Origin of the sequence: Pseudoxanthomonas sp. (assembly GCF_027498035.1) — a bacterium.
Taxonomy (GTDB): Bacteria; Pseudomonadota; Gammaproteobacteria; order Xanthomonadales; family Xanthomonadaceae; genus Pseudoxanthomonas_A.
In genome coordinates, this window is the sequence record NZ_CP114978.1 from 1959445 (window position 1) to 1979522 (window position 20078).

Sequence of the window (20078 nt, forward strand, 5' to 3'; positions counted from 1 at the left end):
GGCCGGAAAGGACGGCTATCTTACCGGCTGCCTTGGGGAAGGACGCTTGACGCATGAACACACTGGATGGCGATCACATCGCGGCTTCCGCCTGCGAGAACTGCGCCACGCCGTTGCAGGGGCATTACTGCCACCAGTGCGGCCAGCACGCGCACAACCCGCTCAACAGCTTCGTCCATGCGATAGAGGAAGTGTTCGAGTCGTTCTGGCACCTGGACGGACGCATCGTGCGCACCCTGCGCGACCTGCTGGTCCCAGGCCGGCTGGCCGCACGCTTCCTGGGCGGACACCGCGCGCCGTACATCCCGCCGCTGCGACTGTTCGTGATCCTGAGCGTGCTGACCTTCTTCGTGGCCCAGTTCGCGATCCACTTCAGCAGCCCCGATGGCGGGTTCGACCTGTCCAGGCCGGTCGCCCGCGGCGAAGTCGGTGAATACGCCGGCGATGCCAGCGTGGCCGCGGTCGAGCAACACCGCGACCGGCAACTGGCCGAACTGCAGCGGGCACTGGACCAGCAACCAGCCGTGCCCGGGGTTGGCAAGGCATTGCAGATCGGCATGGCCCGTACGCGCGCCCTGGCCCAGGCCCGCATCGCCCAGCTCGATCCGGGCCACGCAGCGCCGGCATCGGAGCAGGCCCCAGCGCAGGACGCCGTCACCGAGGCCACACCGGTCGAACAGATGACCGGCAACCTGTTCGACCACAACGGCAAGGCCTGGGACGAGCACACCAATCCGGTGACCTTCGACGCGCTGCCCGGCTTTGCCAACCGCTGGCTCAACCACAAGATCGCCCGCGCGCAGGGCAATGTGCACCGCTACAGCCAGGACCTGGAGGCCTTCAAGGAGGCGCTGATCGGCGCAGTGCCGACCGCACTGTTCCTGCTGGTGCCGGTGTTCGCGCTGCTGCTCAAGCTGTTCTATCTGGGCAGCGGCCGCGGCTATCTGGAGCACCTGGTGGTAGGCCTGTACAGCCACGCCTTCATGGTGCTGACGCTGCTGGCCATTTTCCTGCTGCGCATCTGCGGCGCGGCACTGGCCATGCATGCACCCTGGACCGGCGTGGTGACGGGCCTGGCCGAGGGCCTGCTATGGCTGTGGCTGCCGGTCTACCTGTGGTGGATGCAGTGGCGCGTCTACGGCAAAGCGTGGTGGCTGACCTCGATCAAGTATCTGGTGATCGGCAACCTGTACCTGGTGCTGGTCGCTTTCGCCGCGCTGCTGCCAGTGATCAGCAGCTTCATCCACTGATGGCGCGCGGCTTGCGCCGCATATTCATTCCGTAGCCGGATGCTGCCTCGCCCGCGCCGCAGGCAAGACAGGCTCAGGCCGCGCCCGGCAGCGGCCGCAGGCACAGCCAGATGGCGGCCCAGTGCGCCACTGCGCCACCCAGCACGTGGGCGTGCCACAGCGCGCGGTTGTAGACCATCGATTTGCGCACATAGAAGCCCACGCCCACCGTATAGATCAGTCCACCCGCGGCGATCAGCCACAGCACGGCACTGTCCAGGCCCGCCATCAGCGGTTTGATCGCGACCACTCCGGCCCAGCCCAGCAACAGGTAGATCGCCACCCAGAAGCCCTTGCCCACGCCGGGCAGGAACAGCTTGCCGAACACGCCGAACAGCGCCACGGCCCACACGCCCAGCGTCATCACCCACACCCACGTTCCCGATAGCCCCAGCACCAGGAACGGCGTGTACGAACCGGCGATCATCACGAAGATGCCGGCGTGGTCCAGCTTGCGCAGCACCGGTTGGCGTGCGGGCGCGGCGAAGTTGTACGCCGCCGAACAGGCGAACATCACCAACAGGCCGAGCGCGTACACGCAGGTCGCGGCCAGCAGCGCCTCGTTGGCCAGCGCACGCCAGATCAGCAGGCCACCACCGAAGATCGACAGGCACAGCCCGGCCACATGCACGACCAGGTCGGCGCGGCGGGCAGCACGGGTCTGGTAATGCGGCGCGATGGCCACAGGGGAAACGGACAAGGCAATCCTTCAGCGGCGTGGGGGACAGCAGGATACCGGGCGAACGTGGCAGCACCATCGCCCGGCGCTTCAAGCAAGCCGGTCCTACGACCGGAAGATCAACGCGCCGTACCGACAGACGACCCGGGTGCGGCCTTTGGCCTTACCCGGGCTGCACGCCGTGCTGGCTCGCACGCGGGATCACAAAAAGCGTGGATCGCTACGCCGCCATGCCGTTGTGTCGCAGCAGCGCATCGATGTTGGGCGCACGACCGCGGAAAGCAGTGAAGTTCTCCAGCGCGCCGCGGCTACCACCACGCGACAGGACTTCGGCGCGGAAGCGTGCGCCGGTTTCGGCCAGCTGGCCGGGTGCTTCCTCGAACGCTGCATAGGCATCGGCGCTGAGCACTTCTGCCCACTTGTAGCTGTAGTAACCCGCGCCGTAGCCACCGGCGAAGATGTGGCTGAAGCTGTGCGGGAAACGAGCCCACGCTGGCGCGCGGTTGACCGCCACCTCGTCGCGGATGCGCTCCAGCAGCGCCATCACGCTGTCCTGGGCCGGATCGAAGCTGGTGTGGAGGGTCATGTCGAACAGCGCGAACTCAAGCTGGCGTACGGTCTGCATGCCGCTCAGGAAATTCTTCGCCGCGATCATCTTGTCGAACAGCGCGCGCGACAACGGCGCACCGCTGGTCTCGTGGCGCGTCAGGCGCTGCAGCCATTCCCACTCCCAGCAGAAGTTCTCCATGAACTGGCTGGGCAGCTCGACCGCATCCCATTCCACGCCGTTGATGCCCGACACGCTCAGTTCGCCGACCGCGGTCAGCAACGCGTGCAGGCCGTGCCCCATTTCGTGGAACAGGGTGATCACGTCGTTGTGGGTGAACGTGGCCTGCTGTCCCTCCACGCCCTTGCCGAAATTGCACACCAGGTAGACCAGCGGCGTCTGCACGCCTGCGGCGCGCTCGCGGCGGTTGACTGCATCCTGCATCCACGCGCCGCCGCGCTTGCCCTCGCGCGCATACAGGTCCAGGTAGAACTGCCCCACCAGCGTGCCGTCTGCATTCTGCAGGCGATAGAAGCGCACGTCCGGGTGCCAGGTCGGCGCGGTGTCAGCCACCACCTCGACCCCGTACAGCGACTGGATCACGCCGAACAGGCCAGCCAGCACGGTGTCCTCGGTGAAGTACTGCTTCACTTCCTGGGCCGAGAAGCTGTAGCGCGCCTGCTTCAGCTTCTCGCTGACGTAGGCGACATCCCAGGGTTCGAGCGTGTCCAGGCCTAGTTCGTCACGCGCGAAAGCCTCCAGCTCGGCGCGGTCCTGCCTGGCATACGGCAGCGCGCGCGCGCCCAGGTCGCGCAGGAAGGCGAGCACCTCGGCCGGACTCTGCGCCATCTTGGTGGCCAGCGAATATTCGGCGTAGGAGGCAAAGCCCAGCAGTTGGGCCAGCTCGGCACGCAGCGCCAGGATGCGGTCGATCAGCGGCGAGTTGTCCAGCTTCTCGTCGCCGGTTTCCGAGGCGCGCACCGCGTAGGCCTGGTACAGCGTCTCGCGCAGCGGGCGGTCGTCGGCGTAGGTCTGCACCGGCAGGAAACACGGCATCTGCAGGGTGAACTTCCAGCCCGGCTCGCCCTCGGCCTTGGCCGCGGCGCGGCTGGCGGCGATCACGTCGGCCGGCAAGCCGGACAGGTGCTGCTTGTCCTTGATCCAGAACTCGTATTCGTCGGTGGCATCGAGCACGTTCTCCGAAAACCTGGCCGACAGGCTGGCCAGTTCCTCGCGCACCGCGGCAAAGCGCGCCTTCTGTTCGTCGGGAAGTTCGGCGCCCCCCAGGCGGAAGTCGCGCAGCGCGTTGTCCAGGGTCTTGGCCCGAGCCGGGTCCAGCGCAGCCAAGTCGGCCGCTTCAGCCAGCGCGCGGTACTGCGAGAACAGCGCCAGGTTCTGCCCTAGCGCGCTGCCGAAGCGCGTCACCTTGGGCAGGTTGTCGTTGTAGGCCTTGCGCAGCTCCGGCGAATTCAGCACGCCCTGCAGGTGGTTGACCTGGCCCCAGGCGCGCCAGAGCTTCTCGGTCGCATCGTCCAGCGGCACCACGAAGCCATCCCAGGTCACCGGGCTGACGGTCTCGGCCAGCTTGACCGCCGCTTCGGCCTCGGCCAGCAGCGTGTCGATGGCCGGTCCGACATGCTCCGGGCGGATGGCGTCGAAACGGGGCAGGCCGGAAAAGTCGAGCAGCGGATTCATGTGGGCTCCGAGTGGGGTGCGGACAGGCAATCTGGGGACGCAGGCGCGGCCGGGCAAGCCGGGCACGGTGCGGAATGGCCCGATTATGCGACCAGGCGTGTTGGCGATCCGTTTCTCATGGCGGCGCTGCTGGCCGGCGCGCCGGGCTCCGGGTCAGCCGGCCGCCGTGTCCAGCAGCGGCAGCGCGCCACCCTGCGTGGCGGCGGTGATTGCCGCGTCGCTGGCCGAGGTTTCGATCCCGCAGCGCGCGTACCAGCCCGGGTCGTAGTAGCTGTGCGCGTAGCGATCGCCGGCATCGCACAGGATGGTCACGATTGAGCCGCTGACGCCCGCCGCCTGCATCTGCTGCGCGGCGTGCAGCACGCCGACCAGGTTGGTGCCGGTCGAACCACCGACGCGCCGGCCCAGCGCCGCACTGGTCCAGCGCATCGCGGCCAGGCTCAGCGCATCGGGCACCTTGACCATGGCATCGATGCAGGCCGGCACGAAGCTTGGCTCCACCCGCGGGCGGCCGATGCCCTCAATGCGCGAACCGCAGTGGTGCAGGCGCGCGGTGTCGGCCTCGCCCTTCAGCGCATCGCGGTAGTAATCGAAGAACACCGAATGCTCCGGGTCCGCGCACAGGATCCGGGTCGGATGCCGGCGATAGCGCACGTAACGCCCCAGCGTGGCGCCGGTGCCACCGGTGCCGGGGCTGCACACGATCCATTCCGGGATCGGATGCGGCTCCTCGGCCATCTGCTTGAAGATGGATTCGGCGATGTTGTTGTTCGCCCGCCAGTCGGTGGCCCGCTCGGCGTAGGTGAACTGGTCCATGAAATGCCCGCCATGCGCACGCGCCAGCTGCACCGACTCGGCGTTGATCGCGCCCGGGTCGTCCACCAAGTGGCACTGGCCACCGTAGAAGGTGATCGCGGCGATCTTTTCCGGCGACGTGCTGGCCGGCATCACCGCGATGAACGGCAGGCCCAGCAGGCGCGCGAAATACGCTTCGGACACGGCCGTGGAGCCGCTGGAGGCCTCGATCACCGGCGCCCCTTCGCGCAGCCAGCCATTGGCCAGCGCATACAGGAACAGCGAACGCGCCAGCCGGTGCTTGAGGCTGCCGGTAGGGTGGCTGGATTCGTCCTTCAGGTAGACGTCGATGTCGGGATAGCCCGGCAGCGCCAGCGGAATCAGGTGGGTGTCGGCCGAACGGTTGAAGTCGGCTTCGATCTTGTGGATGGCGGCAGCCACCCAGTCGCGCTGCGACATGGGCCTGGTTCGATGAAGGGAAGAACTGCGAATTCTAGCGGCGCAGCGCGTCCGGCGCCTGTCGCCACGCCCCCAGCTTCGCCATCGCCCAGATGCCAAGCAGCGGCCCCGGCGCCAGCACCAGCAACGTCCACCGCCAGCTGCCCAGCCCGCGCGCCAGCAGCGGCAGGCCCCACAGCGTGGCCGCGGTCAGCACGTAGCCCAGGCCGACCTGCAGGGTCAACGCGGTGCCGACGAAGCGCGGATCGGCGTGTTCGGACACCAGGGCGGAAAACTGCGCCGAATCGGCGATCACGCTGATCCCCCAGAGCACCCCGACCGCGACGAACAACCACACCGGCCCGTCGAACACCCACGGCATGACCACGCAGCACGCAGCCGACACCACCATCGCCAGCGCCGCCGTCCGCGCGCGCCCGAACCGGTCGGCCACGCGCCCGGCCACCACGCAGCCCAGTGCACCCGAAGCGATCACCACGAAGGTCAGCCCGGCCGCATTCAAGCCACTGCCCTGCCGGGCCAACGCCGCACGCGCATAGGTCGCGAACCACGCCCACATCGCGTACAGCTCCCACATGTGGCCGAAATAACCGCACATCGCCAGCAGCACGCCACGGTTGCGCAGGGTCGCGGTGGCATCGACGATCCGGAACGGCGCCTTCGGGAATGGATACGGCCCTTCATGCACGCCGAACGCGATCAGCAGGGCACCGGCCAGCGTCGCCACACTGGTCGCCACGATCACCGCCTGCCACTGCGCGCCGCCCAGCGCACCGAGCAGATGCGGCGCCGCCGACCCGATCGTGATCGCGCCGATCAGGACACCCAGGGCTAGTCCACGACCACGCACGAACCAGGTCGCGACCAGCTTCATCGACGGCGGATACACCCCGGCCAGAAACACCCCCGTGGCCACGCGCAACAGCAGCCATTGCGCCGGACTGTGCGCAACCAGCAGCAGCGCGTTGCATGCAGCCACCGCCAGCGCCGAACCGATCACCAGCCTACGCAGCGGCACGCGATCCGCCAGTCCACTGGCCGCCGAACCCACCGCGCCCAGCACGAAGCCCAGCTGTACCGCGATGGTCAGCCACGCGCCCACGCTGTCGCCGAAGCCATATAACGCCCGCAACTGCGGCAGCACCGCCGTGGCCGAAAACCACGGGCTCATGGTCAGCACCAGGGCCAGCGCCAGCACGCCCAACGCACGCCAGCGACCGGCGGCTTCCAGCTGCGCGCCGGCAGGCGCGTTGGCCACCACCGCCTGGCTCATCCGGCGCTCAACGATGCAGCCAGAGGCGTGGTGTCGATACTGGCCTTGCCCTGCGGGCTGGCGATGGTAGTGGCATGCCGGCGCGGGTGCCGGCCCAACCATTGGACTGCGTCATGGGAGTCTCCTGTGCGCGCCGTATTGTCCAATGCCCCACCGACCCGCCACTACTCAACGAAGGGCTAAGTCGCGGCGTCTATGCTGTGCGCCTGCTCAACTTCCAGGTCCATCCCATGTCCGCCCTGCCCCCTCTGCCTGACACACCCATCGGCCTCTATCGCCATTACAAGGGGGGCGAATACGACGTGATCGGCGCGGCGCGCCACAGCGAGACGCTGGAGCCGCTCGTGCTGTATCGCGCCCTGTATGGCGAAGGCGGGCTGTGGGTGCGCCCCCATGCGATGTTCTTCTCCCAGATTGAAGTGGATGGCCGGCACATGGCCCGCTTCCAGCGCATCGACGACGCGCCGGCCGCGTGATCTGCAAGACGACGCCGACAGCGCCGGTCGCCATCCCGGCTTCCGCCCTCGGCTCCCTGCGCCACACGAACGTTTCACCGTGACGCAGTAAGATCGCCGGCCCAGCTCCCCGATGGATCGACCATGCTGCGACCGATGTCCCTGCTGCTGCCCGCCGTTCTGGCCCTCGGCGCCTGCACCGCCCAATCCCCCGCACCCACCTCCGCCGCGCAGGCCACGCCTGCCGCTCCCACGACAACCCAGGACGTCGCAACCATGCCTGATGCCAGCACCCCCACCGCTTCCACGCCCACTACCGAGGTCAAGCCGCCGGCCGCCGACAGCGTCCTGTACTTCATCAGCACCGTCGATGGCGATGGCGCACTGAACTACGAAACCGTCAACGGCAGCTGGATCAACTACTGGCTGAGCTTCCCGTTCGAACTGGGCGGCACGCGTTATTTCACCGGCTTTGCCTGGCAGACGCCCGACAAATACACGCAGGAACAGAAGGACGCACCGGCTGCGCCGGAGACCAAGGTCACCCTGTCCGACGCCACCTTCGTGATGGGTGACGCCAACAGCAAGACACCATGGAAACTGCAGGGCTCGGAGCCTTTCATCGGTGAGTTCGGCGGTTTCGAAAAGGCCGATGAGGTCGACCCCAAGCGCAAGCTGCAGACGTGGGTGACACCATCTGGCGACATGCTGCTGGCGGTGCCGACCTGGTACCTGGTGTCAGGCACCACCATGCGCACGATCCAGATCCTGCTGTTCAATCCACATAGCCTGGAAGGCACCGATGACAAGCGCTGGCGCTACCTGGCCACGCTGGAAGCCGGTTCCAGCAACGATGGCAGCTGCGGCCCCGACGAGCCCGGCAACATCGCCTGCGTGGACACGACCGGAACCCTGACCTTCACCAATGCGCCGGGCAGCGACCTGCCTGTACTGACCGTCAGCCTGGCCGGGACCGGGGCAGGCGCGGGTGACAGCACCACGGAATATCGCTACGATCCCGCCCACACAACCTATCGGTCGACCTCCCGGTAGCGAGTCCACGGATGTGACTCGGGTCGACCCAACGCGATAGCCATTCCGGCTGTCGCCCCAATCGCATGGAGAACGCGATGGCACGTGACTACACCCGGGGACAGGTCCTCGACATCATCGAACGCGAAGCAGGCGAACGCGGGATTCCGCGCGACGATTTCATGCGTTTTGCGTACATCGAAACCGGCGGGAAATTCGACGAACAGGCCAGCCGTGGGCCGAACAGCGCAAAGGGACTCTTCCAGTTCGTGCCCGGCACCGCCGACGCCTACGGGATTCGAGGGCGCGAGTTGGACGCCGTGGCCAACACCGACGCGGCGGCCCGGCTCTATCTCGACAATCGGAACACCCTCGTCAATCGCCATGACAGCAACGGGATGCCTTACCTGTCCGGCAAGCAGCAGCCCGATGGGCTGGACATGTACATGGCGCACCAGCAGGGCGCCGGTGGCTATCGCTCAATCCAGACCGCCATCGCCACAGGACATTTCGACCGCACCGACACCCGCGCGAAGATCCTCAACAACGTTGACGGGGATGACCTGCGGGCGATCACCGGCGTCTCGAAGAACACGTTTCGCAACATGTCCGACAGGGACATGGCGCAGACCTTCCGCGATTACTGGGACACCAAGTTCGACCGTATCCGCATCCCTGAAAAGGGCATCGAACCGGTGACCGAAGGCCGTGACCATGCACGGACGCAGGCAACTGCTGGCCACACGCCCACGCAAGCCCCCGCGCAGACCCAGGCGCCCGCACAGGCCAAGCCACACGAAGCAGCTAGCGGCATCGCACTGGAGTCCGGTTACGCGCTGACGATGAAGTACGACCACGTCAAGTACGCCATGAACGGCAAGTACGCCGGCGTGGACGGCAAGCATGTCGAGCAGGGTTATATCGACTGCTCCGGCTGGGCGGTGACGTTGCAGAACGCGACCATGCAGGAGATCAACACCAAGGCCGGGAAGGAGATCTTCAATAAGGGCGAGCTGTTCTCGTCCGGCATGGACAGCGCCTCGGAAATCGTCCGCAAGAGCCAGCAGCGCTCCGGCGTGATGATCGAGGGCAAGGCAGTCACCGCCGGCGTGCTCAAGGAAGGCATGATCATCGGCGAGGACAACGGGCCGAAGAGTTTCGACAAGGGCCGGTTCAAGGGCATCGACCACATCACGATGGTGGTGCGCGACCCGAAGTCCGGTGCGCTGATGATCAGCCAGTCGCGCGGTGGCGAAGGTGTGGAATTGACCACCGTCGACAAGTACCTGGATTACAAGCAGTCGCACGGCGTGAAGCTCTTCGCGACCGACCCGCTGGCCAAGGCACGCGACCTGCTGCAGGACCGCGAACAGACCCAGGCGCAGGCACGCGGCGAAGCGACCACCAAACCCGTCCAGGCCGATCAGCACGCCGGTGGCCCGCACGCGCTCAAGGACGGCGCCAAGGGCGAAGACGTGAAGCAGACGCAGGCGCTGCTCAACCGCTTCGGCTATCGCGATGGCGAGGGCAAGCCACTGCGCGAGGATGGCGACTTCGGCGCGCGCAGCACGGCTGCGGTGAAGGCCTTCCAGCAGGCGCACGGCCTGGAGGCCGATGGCGTGATTGGCAGCAAGACCCGGGACGCGCTGCAGGCGGCAGCCAAGGAACCGTTGCTGTCCGATGCGCGCCATGCCGACAACCCCATGTACAAGCAGGCCGTGGCGGGCCTGGAGAAGCTCGGCCCCGATGCGTTCAAGGATCGCCATGCATTGGAGAATGCCGCGTCGAAGATCGTGTTCGAGGCACGCGTCAGCGGCCTTCAGCACATCGACCACGTCGTGCAGAGTCCGGATGGCAAGGGCTTGTTCGCGGTGCAGGGCGAACTGAATTCCGCCGCGCACCAGCGCATCTACCTGGACAAGGCACAGGCCGCACAGCAACCGGCCGAACAGAGCGCGTTGCAGCTGCGCCAGGATGTCCCGGCCGCACCCGTGCAGGATGCTTCGCAGCACACGCAGGATCGGGAAAGCACCCGCGCGATGGCGTGAGCCCGGCGACAGCGTAACGGCGCTGTCGGACCTTGCCTTACAAGACGCCCGCCAACCTGGCGGGCGTCTGCGTTTCGAAGAACGCCGATGCGTCGGGCGACTGCATCAGGTCGCCGCGCGCAGGGCCTCGACCAGGACGGCCGGCAACGTGATGCCATCGCGCCGGTGGTGCGCCCGGATCTCATGGCGTCGGCTGCCCGGCAGGCGCACGCCGTCCTGCGCCAGCATCGCCGCGCAGATCGTTTCGACGCGATCCGTGAAGCCTTCGGCGAAACGCGCCGGATCGATCAGCAGGATCAGATGGGCGATGTCCGGTGGCGCGCCTTCGGCATCGAACAGTGAAGTCGCCTGAAAGGCGAAACTGCTGCCGGTCAGGCCTGCGCACAGCAGCTCGACCATCAACGCCAGGGCCGCGCCCTTGGCCTCGCCGGCCGGCAACATGCTGCCGCGCATGGCTGCGGTCGGGTCGGTGGTGGGCTGGCCATCGATGTCCAGCGCCCAGTCGCCGGGAATCCGTTTTCCGGCCTGCTGCGCCAGCATCACCTTGCCGCGCGCGACCTTCGACAGCGACAGGTCGATCACCAGCGGATCGCCCTGCGTACGCGGCGCAGCGAAGGCAATCGGGTTGGTGCCGAACAGCGGCGTGCGCCCGCCCCATGGCGCCATCGCTGCCGGCGCATTGCTGAAGGCCAGCGCGATCAAGCCTGCGCGTGCGGCCTGTTCGACCGGATGCCCGGCCACGCCGAAGTGGTGCGAATGGGCCAGCGTCAGCGCGGCGATCCCCAGCTCGCGCGCCAGCACCATGGCCTGCGGCAAACCGGCCTGCACCGCGGGGAAGGCGAAGCCATGGGCGACATCCACCTGCACGCTCGCGCCGGACACGCGCACCTGCGGCACGGCATCGGCGCGGATCTTGCCGCTGCGCAATTGGGCCAGGTAGAACGGCATACGCGCCAGCCCGTGCGAAGGCAGGCCGTCGGCATCGGCGGCCACCAGCGCTTCGGCGACGATCCTGGCGGCCTCGGCCGGCAGGCCAGTCCCACGCAGCGCCTGGTCGGCCAGTGCACTGGCGGCATCCAGGCTCAGGGTGACGCTGCCCTGGGCGGCGCCGGAAGACGAGTGATTCAAGGGTGTCCTTCGCAATGGCGCGGTCGTGGGGCCGCGCCCGTATTCGATCATCCACCGTCCACGCATGCCAGCGGCGAGCGCCGCAGACGAATCGCCATCGCCTCACCTCGACCGTGCCTGGCCCGCGGACCGGTTTGACGGAACCGCACCAAAAGAGAACAATTCTCATCAGCTACGCCTCGCAGTGCATCGCACTGCTGCTTCATGGAGCGCCGCGGCCAGCCATTGCACACCGTTCCAACGCCCCGGGCGTGGGCGGCCCGCTGACGTTCGCGAACAGGAAACCCATGCTGTCCTCCCACACCCCTCTTCTCCCGCCGTGCATCCGCGTTGCCCTGATGCACACGGGCCTCGTTGCAAAGCAGGGCGCCACGGCATGAACACACGGGCTTCAACCCCGCCGGTCGTGCGCTTCTGGCAACAGCCCTGGCTGGGCGTCCTGTCGCGCAGCCTGGCCGCGATCTTCGGCGGCTACGGGCTGGCGGCCAGCACCAGCGCATTGATGGCCCTCGCCCTGCCGATGGCGCGCAGCCAGGCCGTACTGACCGGCATGCTGACCGCAATCGTGGTCTGCGCCTGCGCGGCGCTGTGGGCGTTCGCGGTGCGCAGCGCGTTGAAGGCATGGGTCGGCATCGCCGCACCGGCCATCGTGATGGCATTGGCGACCTGGCTGCTGCGGGGTGCGCCATGAAGCAGGGCTTCCGCCAGTCGATGGCCTGGCTGCACACCTGGACCGGGCTGCTGGTCAGCTGGCTGCTGCTGCTGATCTTCATGGCCGGTACGGCCAGCTATTACCGCGAGGAAATCAGTCGCTGGATGCGCCCGGAGCTGCCCCGCACCGTGGTCGCGCCCGATGTGGCGGCCAGCAATGCCCTGCATTTCCTGAAAACCGAAGCGTCCAACGCCGAGTCCTGGAACGTCACCCTGCCCGACGCACGCAATCCTGCGTTGAGCCTGTTCTGGATGAATCCGGCCAAGGAGGGCGCAGGCGACGACCGCGCCACGCGTCGCGCGCGCTTCGGCCAGGCCACCATCGATGCGGCCACCGGCGAGAAATCCGACGTGCGCGAAACCCGCGGCGGTGATTTCTTCTATCGCCTGCACTTCGACCTGTACTACATCCCGGTGTACTGGGCGCGCTACCTGGTCGGCTTCTGCGCGATGTTCATGCTGGTGGCGATCATCACCGGCGTGATCACCCACAAGAAGATCTTCAAGGACTTCTTCACCTTCCGCCCGCGCAAGGGCCAGCGCTCGTGGCTGGACTTCCACAACATCAGCGCGGTGATGGCCCTGCCCTACCACCTGATGATCACCTACACCGGCATCGTCACGCTGATGGTGATGTACCTGCCCTTGAGCATCAGCGTGGCCTACCCCGATGGGCAGGAGCAGTTCTTCAAGGAATCCTTCAGCGACCTGCCTGAAGCGGGCCCGGCTGCGGGCCGACCGGGAACGTCCTTGCCGATCAATGCGCTGCTGGCCAAGGCGCGCGCCGAATGGCATGGCAAGGATGTGGCGAGCTTCCGCGTGGAGCACCCCGGTGATGCAAACGCGACGGTGAGCATCTACCAGCGCGATGGCCAGCGCCTGTCGCGCGAGACCCCGGGCATCCGCCTGGATGCCGCCACCGGAGAGGTACTCGCCCGCAGGGACAGCGCCGGTGGCGCCTCGCAGACGCGTGACGTGATGTACGGCCTGCACATCGCGCGCTTTGCCGACGCCGGGCTGCGCCTGCTGTTTTTCGTCTCGGGCCTGCTGGGCTGCCTGATGGTCGCCAGCGGCTCGGTGTTGTGGGCCATCAAGGAACGCACCAAGCACGCCAAGTCCGGCAAGGTCGGCTTCGGCCTGCGCCTGGTAGACGCGCTGAACATCGGCGCGGTCGCCGGCCTGCCGGTCGCATTCGCCAGCTACTTCTGGGCCAACCGGCTGCTGCCGCTGGACCTGGCCGAACGCCCGGGTGCGGAAGCCAACGCCTTCTTCGTCATGTGGGGCCTGTGCATCGTGGCCGGCTTCGTCTGGCCGCGCCGGCAGATGTGGGCCTGGCTGCTGTACCTGGCCTCGGCGTTGTTCGTGTTGATTCCCGTGCTCAACGCCTTCACCACCCATGTGCACCTGGGCGTGACCCTGCGCGATGGCGACTGGGCGCTGGCCGGCGTCGACCTGGTGACGTGTGCGATTGGCGTGGTGCTGGGCTATTGCGGCCGGCGCATGCAGCGCTGGCAGCCGCCGGTGTCGGCCGCCGAAAAGCGCCGCCGCCAGTTGCAGGCCACCCAGACGCCCGCCACCGATGCAGGCGCAGCATGAGCGCGCTCGCCATCGCGCTGGCCTTCAGCAGCTTCGTCGCGCTGTGCCTGTCCATGGAAAAGCATCAGATGGATCTGCATGGCGCCGATCGCGCCGGCCCGGCCGTGATGCGGCGCTTGCGCTGGGCCGGCTGGGCGCTGACCCTCGCTGCTTTCGCGGTGGCGGTCGCCGCACGCGGCTGGACCATCGGGCCACTGTGGTGGCTGGGCGCGATGACCGCCTCGGGTGCGGTCATCACCTTCGGCCTGCTGCCGTATCGCCCGCGTTGGGTGAAGCCGGCAGCCTTGGCCCTGCCGGTGATCGCGCTGGTCTCGATGCTGCTCACCGGCCTGGGCTGAGCCCGGCGTCTTCAGCGCGCGCGACGCGCAGGCCGGAGGTGTTCGGCCAGCGCGCCGGCTTCAGCCGAAATCTGGCCCGCATCGCGCAGGCACAACATCAAGGTGCGTCGGGTCCAGGCATCGGTGAGCGGCACGGCACGCACGCCATGGCGGCGGCCCAGGCGGCTGACCACCATCGCCGGCAACACGCCCAGGCCGACGCCCTCGCCGACCATGCGGCAGACGTCTTCCAGGCTACGCACCCGCAGGCGCCAGGTCAGCGGCGTGCCACCGGCGGCGAGATTGCGTTCGATCAGCACCTGTTGGGCGGCCTCTTCCATCAAGCCGATGAAAGGCTGCCGGGCAGCGCTGGCGATGGGTAGCGGCGCATGGCCTTCCAGCACATGTCCGGCCGGCACGGCGAGCACCAGCGCATCGGCACGCAGCGGATGGCATTGCAGGCCGCGCAGGTCGGCGGCATCGGAGACGATGCCCAGGTCGCAGGCGCCGCGCCGCACGGCATCGGCGATGAACTCGCTGAGGTGTTCTTCGGTTTCCACCTGCACGCCGGGATGCGCGCGCAGGAACGCCGGCAGGCGGCGCGGCAGCAGGTCGCTCAGGCCGGAGGTGTTGGCGTAGACCCGCACGCGCGGGGCACGCTCGGTACCGAATGCGGACAAGGCCGTATGCAGCGACGCGACCTCGGCCAGCACCTGGCGCGCGTGCCGCAGCAGCACTTCGCCCGCGTCGGTCAGGGCGACGCCGCGCGCCTGCCGTTGCAGCAGCGGCGCGCCGAGCCGGGCTTCCATGCCGCGGATGCGCTCGCTGGCCGAGGCCAAGGTGATGCAGGCGCGCCGCGCGCCGGCGGTGATGGAGCCGGCTTCGCTCACATGCACGAACAGGCCCAGGTCGGTGAGGTCGAAACGCATGCGGCGAGGCTATCAGCCTTCGGCCCTGCCTGAGCCTGGCTGCGGAATATCCCGATGGTGCATGCCGCCGGCATCGGCAACAGTGGCGGCCCGTTTTCCCACCCCACAGGAATCCCCATGCAGGCTGCGCTGGCGCCATGGCAATGGCTGGCCGTGATCGCGATCTTCGTCGTGGCCGGCTGCGTCAAGGGCGTGATCGGGCTGGGACTACCGACCATCTCGATGGCCCTGCTGGCGGTGTTCATGCTGCCCAGCCATGCCGCCGCGCTGCTGGTGGTGCCTTCGCTGCTGAGCAACCTGTGGCAGATGCGGCCGCTGCGCACGCTGGGCCCGTTGCTGCGCCGGACCGGGCTGCTGCAGCTGGGCACGATCATCGGCACGCTGTTGGCCGGACTGGTGTGGGGCGCGCCCGCAGGCGCGTGGGCATCGGTGATCCTGGGCGTGGTGCTGTGCCTATACGCCGCCAGCGGCCTGGCAGGCTGGCAATTGCCTGCGGGCCGGCCGCGGCGCGGGCTGTTCATGGGCCTGGCCACCGGCGTGGTGACCGCGGTCAGCGGCGTGTTCGTGATCCCGGCCGTGCCCTACCTGCAGTCGCTGAAACTGGAGCGTGACGGGCTGGTCCAGGCGATGGGCCTGTCGTTCACCGTGTCCACGCTGGCGCTGTCGGTGAACCTGGCCGCGGCCGGGGCCTTCCAGTTGGCCGACGTGGCGACTTCATGCGCGCTGGTGGTGCCGACCCTGGTCGGCATGTCGCTGGGCGGCGCGTTGCGCCAGCGGCTCTCGCCGCAGGCCTTCCGGCGCTGCTTCCTGATCGCGCTGCTGGTGCTGGGCGTGTATCTGGCGGCCGGCGTGCTGCTGGCGGGCGCGTCCCGCCACGGCTGAGCGGCCCGCTTCGGATCGCGACGGGGATCGGCTGGTCGATCTGCCGAAACCCTTCGTTCTTCTGCCGAATGCACCCAGCGATCTGCCTAAATGCGCACTGGGTTTTGCGGGCGCCGGCCGGGATAATCGACCGATTCAATCCGCTTCGGTGGCAGCTTCCGGCAACCGCCTGGGCTGCTGACCACCCCGCAAGGAGTCACCATGTCTGCTGACCTGCTCAAGGCCCTGGGCCTTGGCCCGACCAATTCCGGCACTTACCTCGGCCATGGCGAGTGGTCCAAGACCACCGATGCCGGCGTACTGGAATCGGTCAATCCGACCACCAACACCGTCATCGCCACGGTCCACGCCAGCAGCCAAGCCGATTACGACACCGTGATCGCGCGCGCCCAGGCCGCCTTCAAGGTCTGGCGCACCACGCCGGCCCCGCGCCGCGGCGAAGCGGTGCGCCTGTGCGGCGAAGCGCTGCGCGCCAACAAGGACCTGCTCGGCTCGCTGGTCGCATTGGAGATGGGCAAGTCCAAGCCGGAGGGCGACGGTGAAGTGCAGGAGATGATCGACATCGCCGACTTCGCCGTGGGCCAGAGCCGGATGCTTTACGGCTACACCATGCATTCGGAGCGCCCGGGCCACCGCATGTACGAGCAGTACCACCCGATCGGCCTGGTCGGCATCATCAGCGCGTTCAATTTCCCGGTCGCGGTGTGGTCGTGGAATGCGTTCCTGGCCACCATCTGCGGCGACATCTGCATCTGGAAGCCGTCCAACAAGACCCCGCTGACTGCCATCGCCACGCAGAAGATCTGCAACGACGCGCTCAAGGACGCCGGCTTCCCGGACCTGTTCTTCCTGATCAACGATGCCGGCATCGAACTGGCCCAGCAGTTCGTCGACGACAAGCGCGTGCCGCTGATCAGCTTCACCGGCTCGACCGAAGTCGGCCGCACCGTCGGCGAGCGCGTCGCGCGCCGCATGGGCCGCAGCCTGCTGGAGCTGGGCGGCAACAACGCGATCATCCTGGACGAAACCGCGGACCTGAAGCTGGCCGTGCCAGGCATCGTGTTCGGCGCCGTCGGCACCGCCGGCCAGCGCTGCACCACCACCCGCCGCCTGATCGTGCACGCCTCGATCTACGACACCGTGCTGGCCACCCTGGTCAAGGCGTACAAGCAGGTCGAAGGCAAGATCGGCGATCCGCTGGACGCAGCCAACCTGATGGGCCCGCTCAACAGCAAGTCGGCGGTCGCAGCCTTCCTCAAATCCATCGCGCAGGCCAAGGCCGCCGGCGGCGTGGTCGAAACCGGTGGCAGCGCCATCGAACGCGACGGCAATTTCGTCCTGCCCACGATCATCTCCGGCCTGAAGAATTCCGATGCGGTGGTCCAGCACGAGACCTTCGCGCCGATCCTGTACGTGATGAAGTACGAGACGCTGGACGAGGCCATCGACATGCAGAACGGCGTGCCGCAGGGCCTGTCCTCGTCGATCTTCACCAACAACCTGAAAGCCGCCGAGAAGTTCCTCTCGGCCGCCGGCAGCGACTGCGGCATCGCCAACGTCAACATCGGCACCAGCGGTGCGGAGATCGGCGGCGCGTTCGGCGGCGAGAAGGACACCGGTGGCGGGCGCGAGTCCGGTTCGGATGCGTGGAAGGCCTACATGCGCCGCCAGACCAACACGATCAACTACTCCGATTCGCTGCCGCTGGCCCAGGGCATCAAGTTCGACCTGTAAGCCAGCGATCTGACTACAGGCGGGCCGCCAGGCCAGGCATCCGGACATCCGGGGGCCTGGCTTTTTTCTTGCCTTGCAGCCCATCCGCATCCAGCGCAGGCAGTACTTTCGCTGGCGATCTGCGGCGCCTGGCGGTCATCGGCAAAGCAGGAGAAACGCTGCATACCGGCTGCGCCGGTGCGGTCCTGCGTCGCGTTTTGTACCCTTGCCCGCCCCACGCGCCTCGTGACACCCCATGTCCCCAGCCGGCAAGCGCTTCACCTATCGCCTGGCCTTCCGGCCGGTCGACGACCAGATGTCTTCCGCGGAACTGGCCCGCACGGTCCAGCACGCGCTGCTTTCACTGGCCGGCGCGCCGCACCACATTTCGATCGTCAGCATCCAGCGCCCGCCGCTGCAGGACACCACCGGCCTGTACGTGGCCGCGGCCGCGTCGGGAGCCGAACACTGGTACCGGGAACTTGACGATGACCTGCTCAGCCACGGCCTGCGGGGCGAACTGCACTTCTAGGAGCGGCCGGCAGCAACCGTCGTAGGAGCGGCCCATGGCCGCGAAAGGCTTTCCCGGTGATGCCCCATCGCGGCCATGGGCCGCTCCTACGACAGCGGAAAGCCGGATGGCCTGTGCCGGCCATGCTCCCGGTCAGTTGCGCAATCAGCGGGCCAGCTGCTCGCGCAACCACTGCGCGCGCGATGCGCTGGTGGTGGCGATCAGGGCCTGGCGCAGGGTGTCGCGGTCCTGCGGCGGCGTGCGCTGGGCCAGCACGGCCAGGTCGGCACGCTGCGGGGCGCTCATCTGCTGCAGCACCGCGCGCATCGGCTGGCGTTCGGCCTCCGGCATGAAGGCCAGCAGCGGGAACAGCTTGTTGTAATCGGCACCGATCTCCGGCCCCATCCGCCAGCCGGCCTGTTCGGCCGAATCCAGCATCGCGAACCGCGCGGCCAACGCCTGTTGCTGTGCGGGCGGCAGCGTGGCCAGCGTCGCGGCCGCCTGCTGCAGGCGGGTACGCGTGGCGGGGTCCAGCGCGCGCCAGTCGGCGTACTCGCCGCGCTGCTGCAGGCGCTGCAAGGGCGGCAGCGCATCCCAGGCCGCCAGGCGCCGGGCAAAGGCGGCGCGGCCGTTTTCGTCCAGCGCCGCCAGGCGACTGGCGCGGCGCGCCTGCACCGCAGGGGTCACTGAATCTTCTTCGGAAGTCTGCGCCACCAGGGTGGCGCTCAGGACAAGCAGCAGCGCCGGCACGGCCAGCAGCCACCACCGCTTACTGGACGACATCCATCGCCTCCTGCGGCGGGGCGGCCAGCGCCTGCGCGGCGTCACGCTGGCGGTCCTGCGGGGCGGCGGCATACCAGGCAAGCAGGCCAGCACGCTGCGACAGTGCCTGGCCCTGTGGGTCCATCAGCAGGTCGAAATCCGGGTGGGTCAGCACGCCCTGGGCCGCGTCGAAACGCGCTGCGGCGTCATTGTCGCTGGACAACGCTTCGACCTTGACCTGGGCTTCGTCGGCCAGGCCCTGCGCACCGGGTGCGCCATCGGCCTGGACCGTCGCCGGTGCGGACAACCGCGATTGCTGCCCGTGCCACCACCAGGCGCCGACTGCCGCCAGCGCACACAGCACCACCAGCGCGACCACGGCCAGCGTCCACGGGAACGGCTTGGCAGGCTTGCGCGGCCCGACGGGCGCGCGGGTGTTGGCAGGTGCGTCCACCGCAGGTGCCGTGGACGGGGTGCTCGATGGGGCACGCACGGCATCGCCGGCTTCGGGTTCCGGCACCACCGCGCGCCGGTCGGTGCCGAGCACCAGCGTTTCGCGCAGCCGCGACAGGTGCGCCAGCCGCTCGGGCGACAACGCACGCAGATGCTGCTGCACGGCTTCGGCCAGATCGCGCCAACCCTGCGGATCCGGCTGGCCTGCGTCGTCGCGTGGGCAGGCACGGGTCAGGGCGGCGCGGTACGCGGCCTGGTCCACGTCCATGGCCGCGGCTGCGTCGTCTTCGTCCAGCCCGGCCGCCAGGCGCAGCAGCAGGGCCATGCGGTCGGCATCGGACAGGTCGGCCAGCCAGTCCAGGTCCTGGGGCCAGCGGGCTTCGGGATGGGCCTGGCGCAGCGGCGGGGCGGCGGCCAGCAGCGACCAGAAGCCGCGCGGCCACTGCGCCATGGGCTGATCGCTGGCGTACTGGCGGAAGGCGCGCAGCGAGGCGGCCAAGGCAATCTCGCCGGTCTCGCGGCGGCCGCACTGCAGCTCGGCCAGGACCACGCCGCGGCGTTCGACACCGCGCAGGAATGCGGAGAGCGCCACGGGGACGTCGGCAGGTGAGTTCAAGAGGGAGTCGGTCTGCTGGGTGGAAATGTGGCGGTCATGATAGGCGCCGATGCGCTTGTTGGGATCGCCTGTGCCAGCCTTGACATTGGCCGAACATTCAAATTTCCCGGGATATCCGCGCATTCCTCGCCACGACGGTTGTGCACAGCAATCACTTTTCGTTCATCGCGCCACGCCGGCCGCCAAGA

18 protein-coding genes are annotated in these 20078 nt (G+C 68.1%); 10 read left to right on the forward strand and 8 right to left on the reverse strand.

Annotated elements, in window-relative coordinates:
- The first annotated feature begins 53 nt into the window (after window positions 1-53).
- On the forward strand, window positions 54-1250 hold the full coding sequence (locus O8I58_RS08450; protein ID WP_298322273.1) for a DUF3667 domain-containing protein: 1197 nt from the start codon (window positions 54-56) through the stop codon (window positions 1248-1250).
- Between the two features lie 73 nt (window positions 1251-1323).
- Here O8I58_RS08450 and O8I58_RS08455 read toward each other — a convergent pair whose 3' ends face one another.
- The 4 genes from O8I58_RS08455 to O8I58_RS08470 all read right to left on the reverse strand — a co-directional run bounded on the left by O8I58_RS08455 (window position 1324) and on the right by O8I58_RS08470 (window position 6737).
- Entirely contained in the window at window positions 1324-1989 is a 666-nt protein-coding gene (locus tag O8I58_RS08455) for a PAQR family membrane homeostasis protein TrhA (RefSeq protein ID WP_298322275.1), read from the reverse strand.
- A 199-nt stretch (window positions 1990-2188) separates the two neighbouring features.
- Window positions 2189-4210: a M3 family metallopeptidase gene (locus tag O8I58_RS08460; RefSeq protein WP_298322276.1), complete on the reverse strand. Its 2022-nt coding sequence runs from the start codon at window positions 4208-4210 to the stop codon at window positions 2189-2191.
- A 153-nt stretch (window positions 4211-4363) separates the two neighbouring features.
- A complete protein-coding gene (locus O8I58_RS08465; protein ID WP_298322277.1) occupies window positions 4364-5464 on the reverse strand; it encodes a PLP-dependent cysteine synthase family protein in 1101 nt (366 codons plus the stop codon).
- A gap of 34 nt (window positions 5465-5498) precedes the next feature.
- Window positions 5499-6737 carry an MFS transporter gene (locus tag O8I58_RS08470; RefSeq protein ID WP_298322278.1) on the reverse strand — a complete coding sequence of 413 codons (1239 nt, stop codon included), beginning with the start codon at window positions 6735-6737 and terminating at the stop codon, window positions 5499-5501.
- 230 nt (window positions 6738-6967) lie between these two features.
- Here O8I58_RS08470 and O8I58_RS08475 point away from each other — a divergent pair, with 230 nt between their 5' ends.
- The 3 genes from O8I58_RS08475 to O8I58_RS08485 all read left to right on the forward strand — a co-directional run bounded on the left by O8I58_RS08475 (window position 6968) and on the right by O8I58_RS08485 (window position 10272).
- Window positions 6968-7213, forward strand: coding sequence for a DUF1653 domain-containing protein (locus O8I58_RS08475; RefSeq protein WP_298322279.1), 246 nt, complete (start codon window positions 6968-6970; stop codon window positions 7211-7213).
- Window positions 7214-7468: 255 nt separating this feature from the next.
- The gene (locus O8I58_RS08480) at window positions 7469-8245 is read left to right on the forward strand and encodes a hypothetical protein (protein WP_298322860.1); all 777 of its coding nucleotides are present in this window, start codon (window positions 7469-7471) and stop codon (window positions 8243-8245) included.
- Window positions 8246-8322: 77 nt separating this feature from the next.
- The gene (locus tag O8I58_RS08485) at window positions 8323-10272 is read left to right on the forward strand and encodes an XVIPCD domain-containing protein (RefSeq protein WP_298322280.1); all 1950 of its coding nucleotides are present in this window, start codon (window positions 8323-8325) and stop codon (window positions 10270-10272) included.
- A gap of 105 nt (window positions 10273-10377) precedes the next feature.
- On the opposite strand, the gene O8I58_RS08490 is transcribed toward O8I58_RS08485, so the two are convergent.
- On the reverse strand, window positions 10378-11400 hold the full coding sequence (locus O8I58_RS08490; RefSeq protein WP_298322281.1) for an Ldh family oxidoreductase: 1023 nt from the start codon (window positions 11398-11400) through the stop codon (window positions 10378-10380).
- Between the two features lie 376 nt (window positions 11401-11776).
- Here O8I58_RS08490 and O8I58_RS08495 point away from each other — a divergent pair, with 376 nt between their 5' ends.
- From O8I58_RS08495 to O8I58_RS08505, 3 genes are read left to right on the forward strand one after another with little or no spacing between them, the layout of a single operon-like run.
- A complete protein-coding gene (locus tag O8I58_RS08495; protein ID WP_298322282.1) occupies window positions 11777-12091 on the forward strand; it encodes a DUF3649 domain-containing protein in 315 nt (104 codons plus the stop codon).
- Complete coding sequence (locus tag O8I58_RS08500) at window positions 12088-13707, forward strand: PepSY-associated TM helix domain-containing protein (protein WP_298322283.1); 1620 nt, start codon at window positions 12088-12090, stop codon at window positions 13705-13707. The genes O8I58_RS08495 and O8I58_RS08500 overlap by 4 nt, the downstream gene beginning before the upstream one ends.
- Window positions 13704-14045, forward strand: coding sequence for a DUF3325 domain-containing protein (locus tag O8I58_RS08505; protein WP_298322284.1), 342 nt, complete (start codon window positions 13704-13706; stop codon window positions 14043-14045). Before O8I58_RS08500 ends, O8I58_RS08505 begins: the two co-directional genes overlap by 4 nt.
- Window positions 14046-14056: 11 nt before the next feature.
- On the opposite strand, the gene O8I58_RS08510 is transcribed toward O8I58_RS08505, so the two are convergent.
- Window positions 14057-14953 carry a LysR family transcriptional regulator gene (locus O8I58_RS08510; protein WP_298322285.1) on the reverse strand — a complete coding sequence of 299 codons (897 nt, stop codon included), beginning with the start codon at window positions 14951-14953 and terminating at the stop codon, window positions 14057-14059.
- Between the two features lie 117 nt (window positions 14954-15070).
- Between O8I58_RS08510 and O8I58_RS08515 the strand changes: the two genes are divergently transcribed.
- The 3 genes from O8I58_RS08515 to O8I58_RS08525 all read left to right on the forward strand — a co-directional run bounded on the left by O8I58_RS08515 (window position 15071) and on the right by O8I58_RS08525 (window position 18080).
- Complete coding sequence (locus O8I58_RS08515; RefSeq protein WP_298322286.1) at window positions 15071-15835, forward strand: sulfite exporter TauE/SafE family protein; 765 nt, start codon at window positions 15071-15073, stop codon at window positions 15833-15835.
- Between the two features lie 201 nt (window positions 15836-16036).
- Window positions 16037-17569, forward strand: a complete 1533-nt coding sequence (locus O8I58_RS08520; protein ID WP_298322287.1) for an L-piperidine-6-carboxylate dehydrogenase — start codon at window positions 16037-16039, stop codon at window positions 17567-17569.
- A 235-nt stretch (window positions 17570-17804) separates the two neighbouring features.
- Window positions 17805-18080 (forward strand): hypothetical protein, encoded by a 276-nt coding sequence (locus O8I58_RS08525; RefSeq protein WP_298322288.1) that lies wholly within the window; start codon window positions 17805-17807, stop codon window positions 18078-18080.
- 144 nt (window positions 18081-18224) lie between these two features.
- Here the strand turns inward: O8I58_RS08525 and O8I58_RS08530 are convergent, their stop codons facing one another.
- Both O8I58_RS08530 and O8I58_RS08535 read right to left on the reverse strand, forming a co-directional pair.
- On the reverse strand, window positions 18225-18842 hold the full coding sequence (locus O8I58_RS08530; protein WP_298322289.1) for a DUF3106 domain-containing protein: 618 nt from the start codon (window positions 18840-18842) through the stop codon (window positions 18225-18227).
- On the reverse strand, window positions 18829-19890 hold the full coding sequence (locus O8I58_RS08535; RefSeq protein ID WP_298322290.1) for a hypothetical protein: 1062 nt from the start codon (window positions 19888-19890) through the stop codon (window positions 18829-18831). The genes O8I58_RS08530 and O8I58_RS08535 overlap by 14 nt, the downstream gene beginning before the upstream one ends.
- Window positions 19891-20078 lie beyond the last annotated feature (188 nt).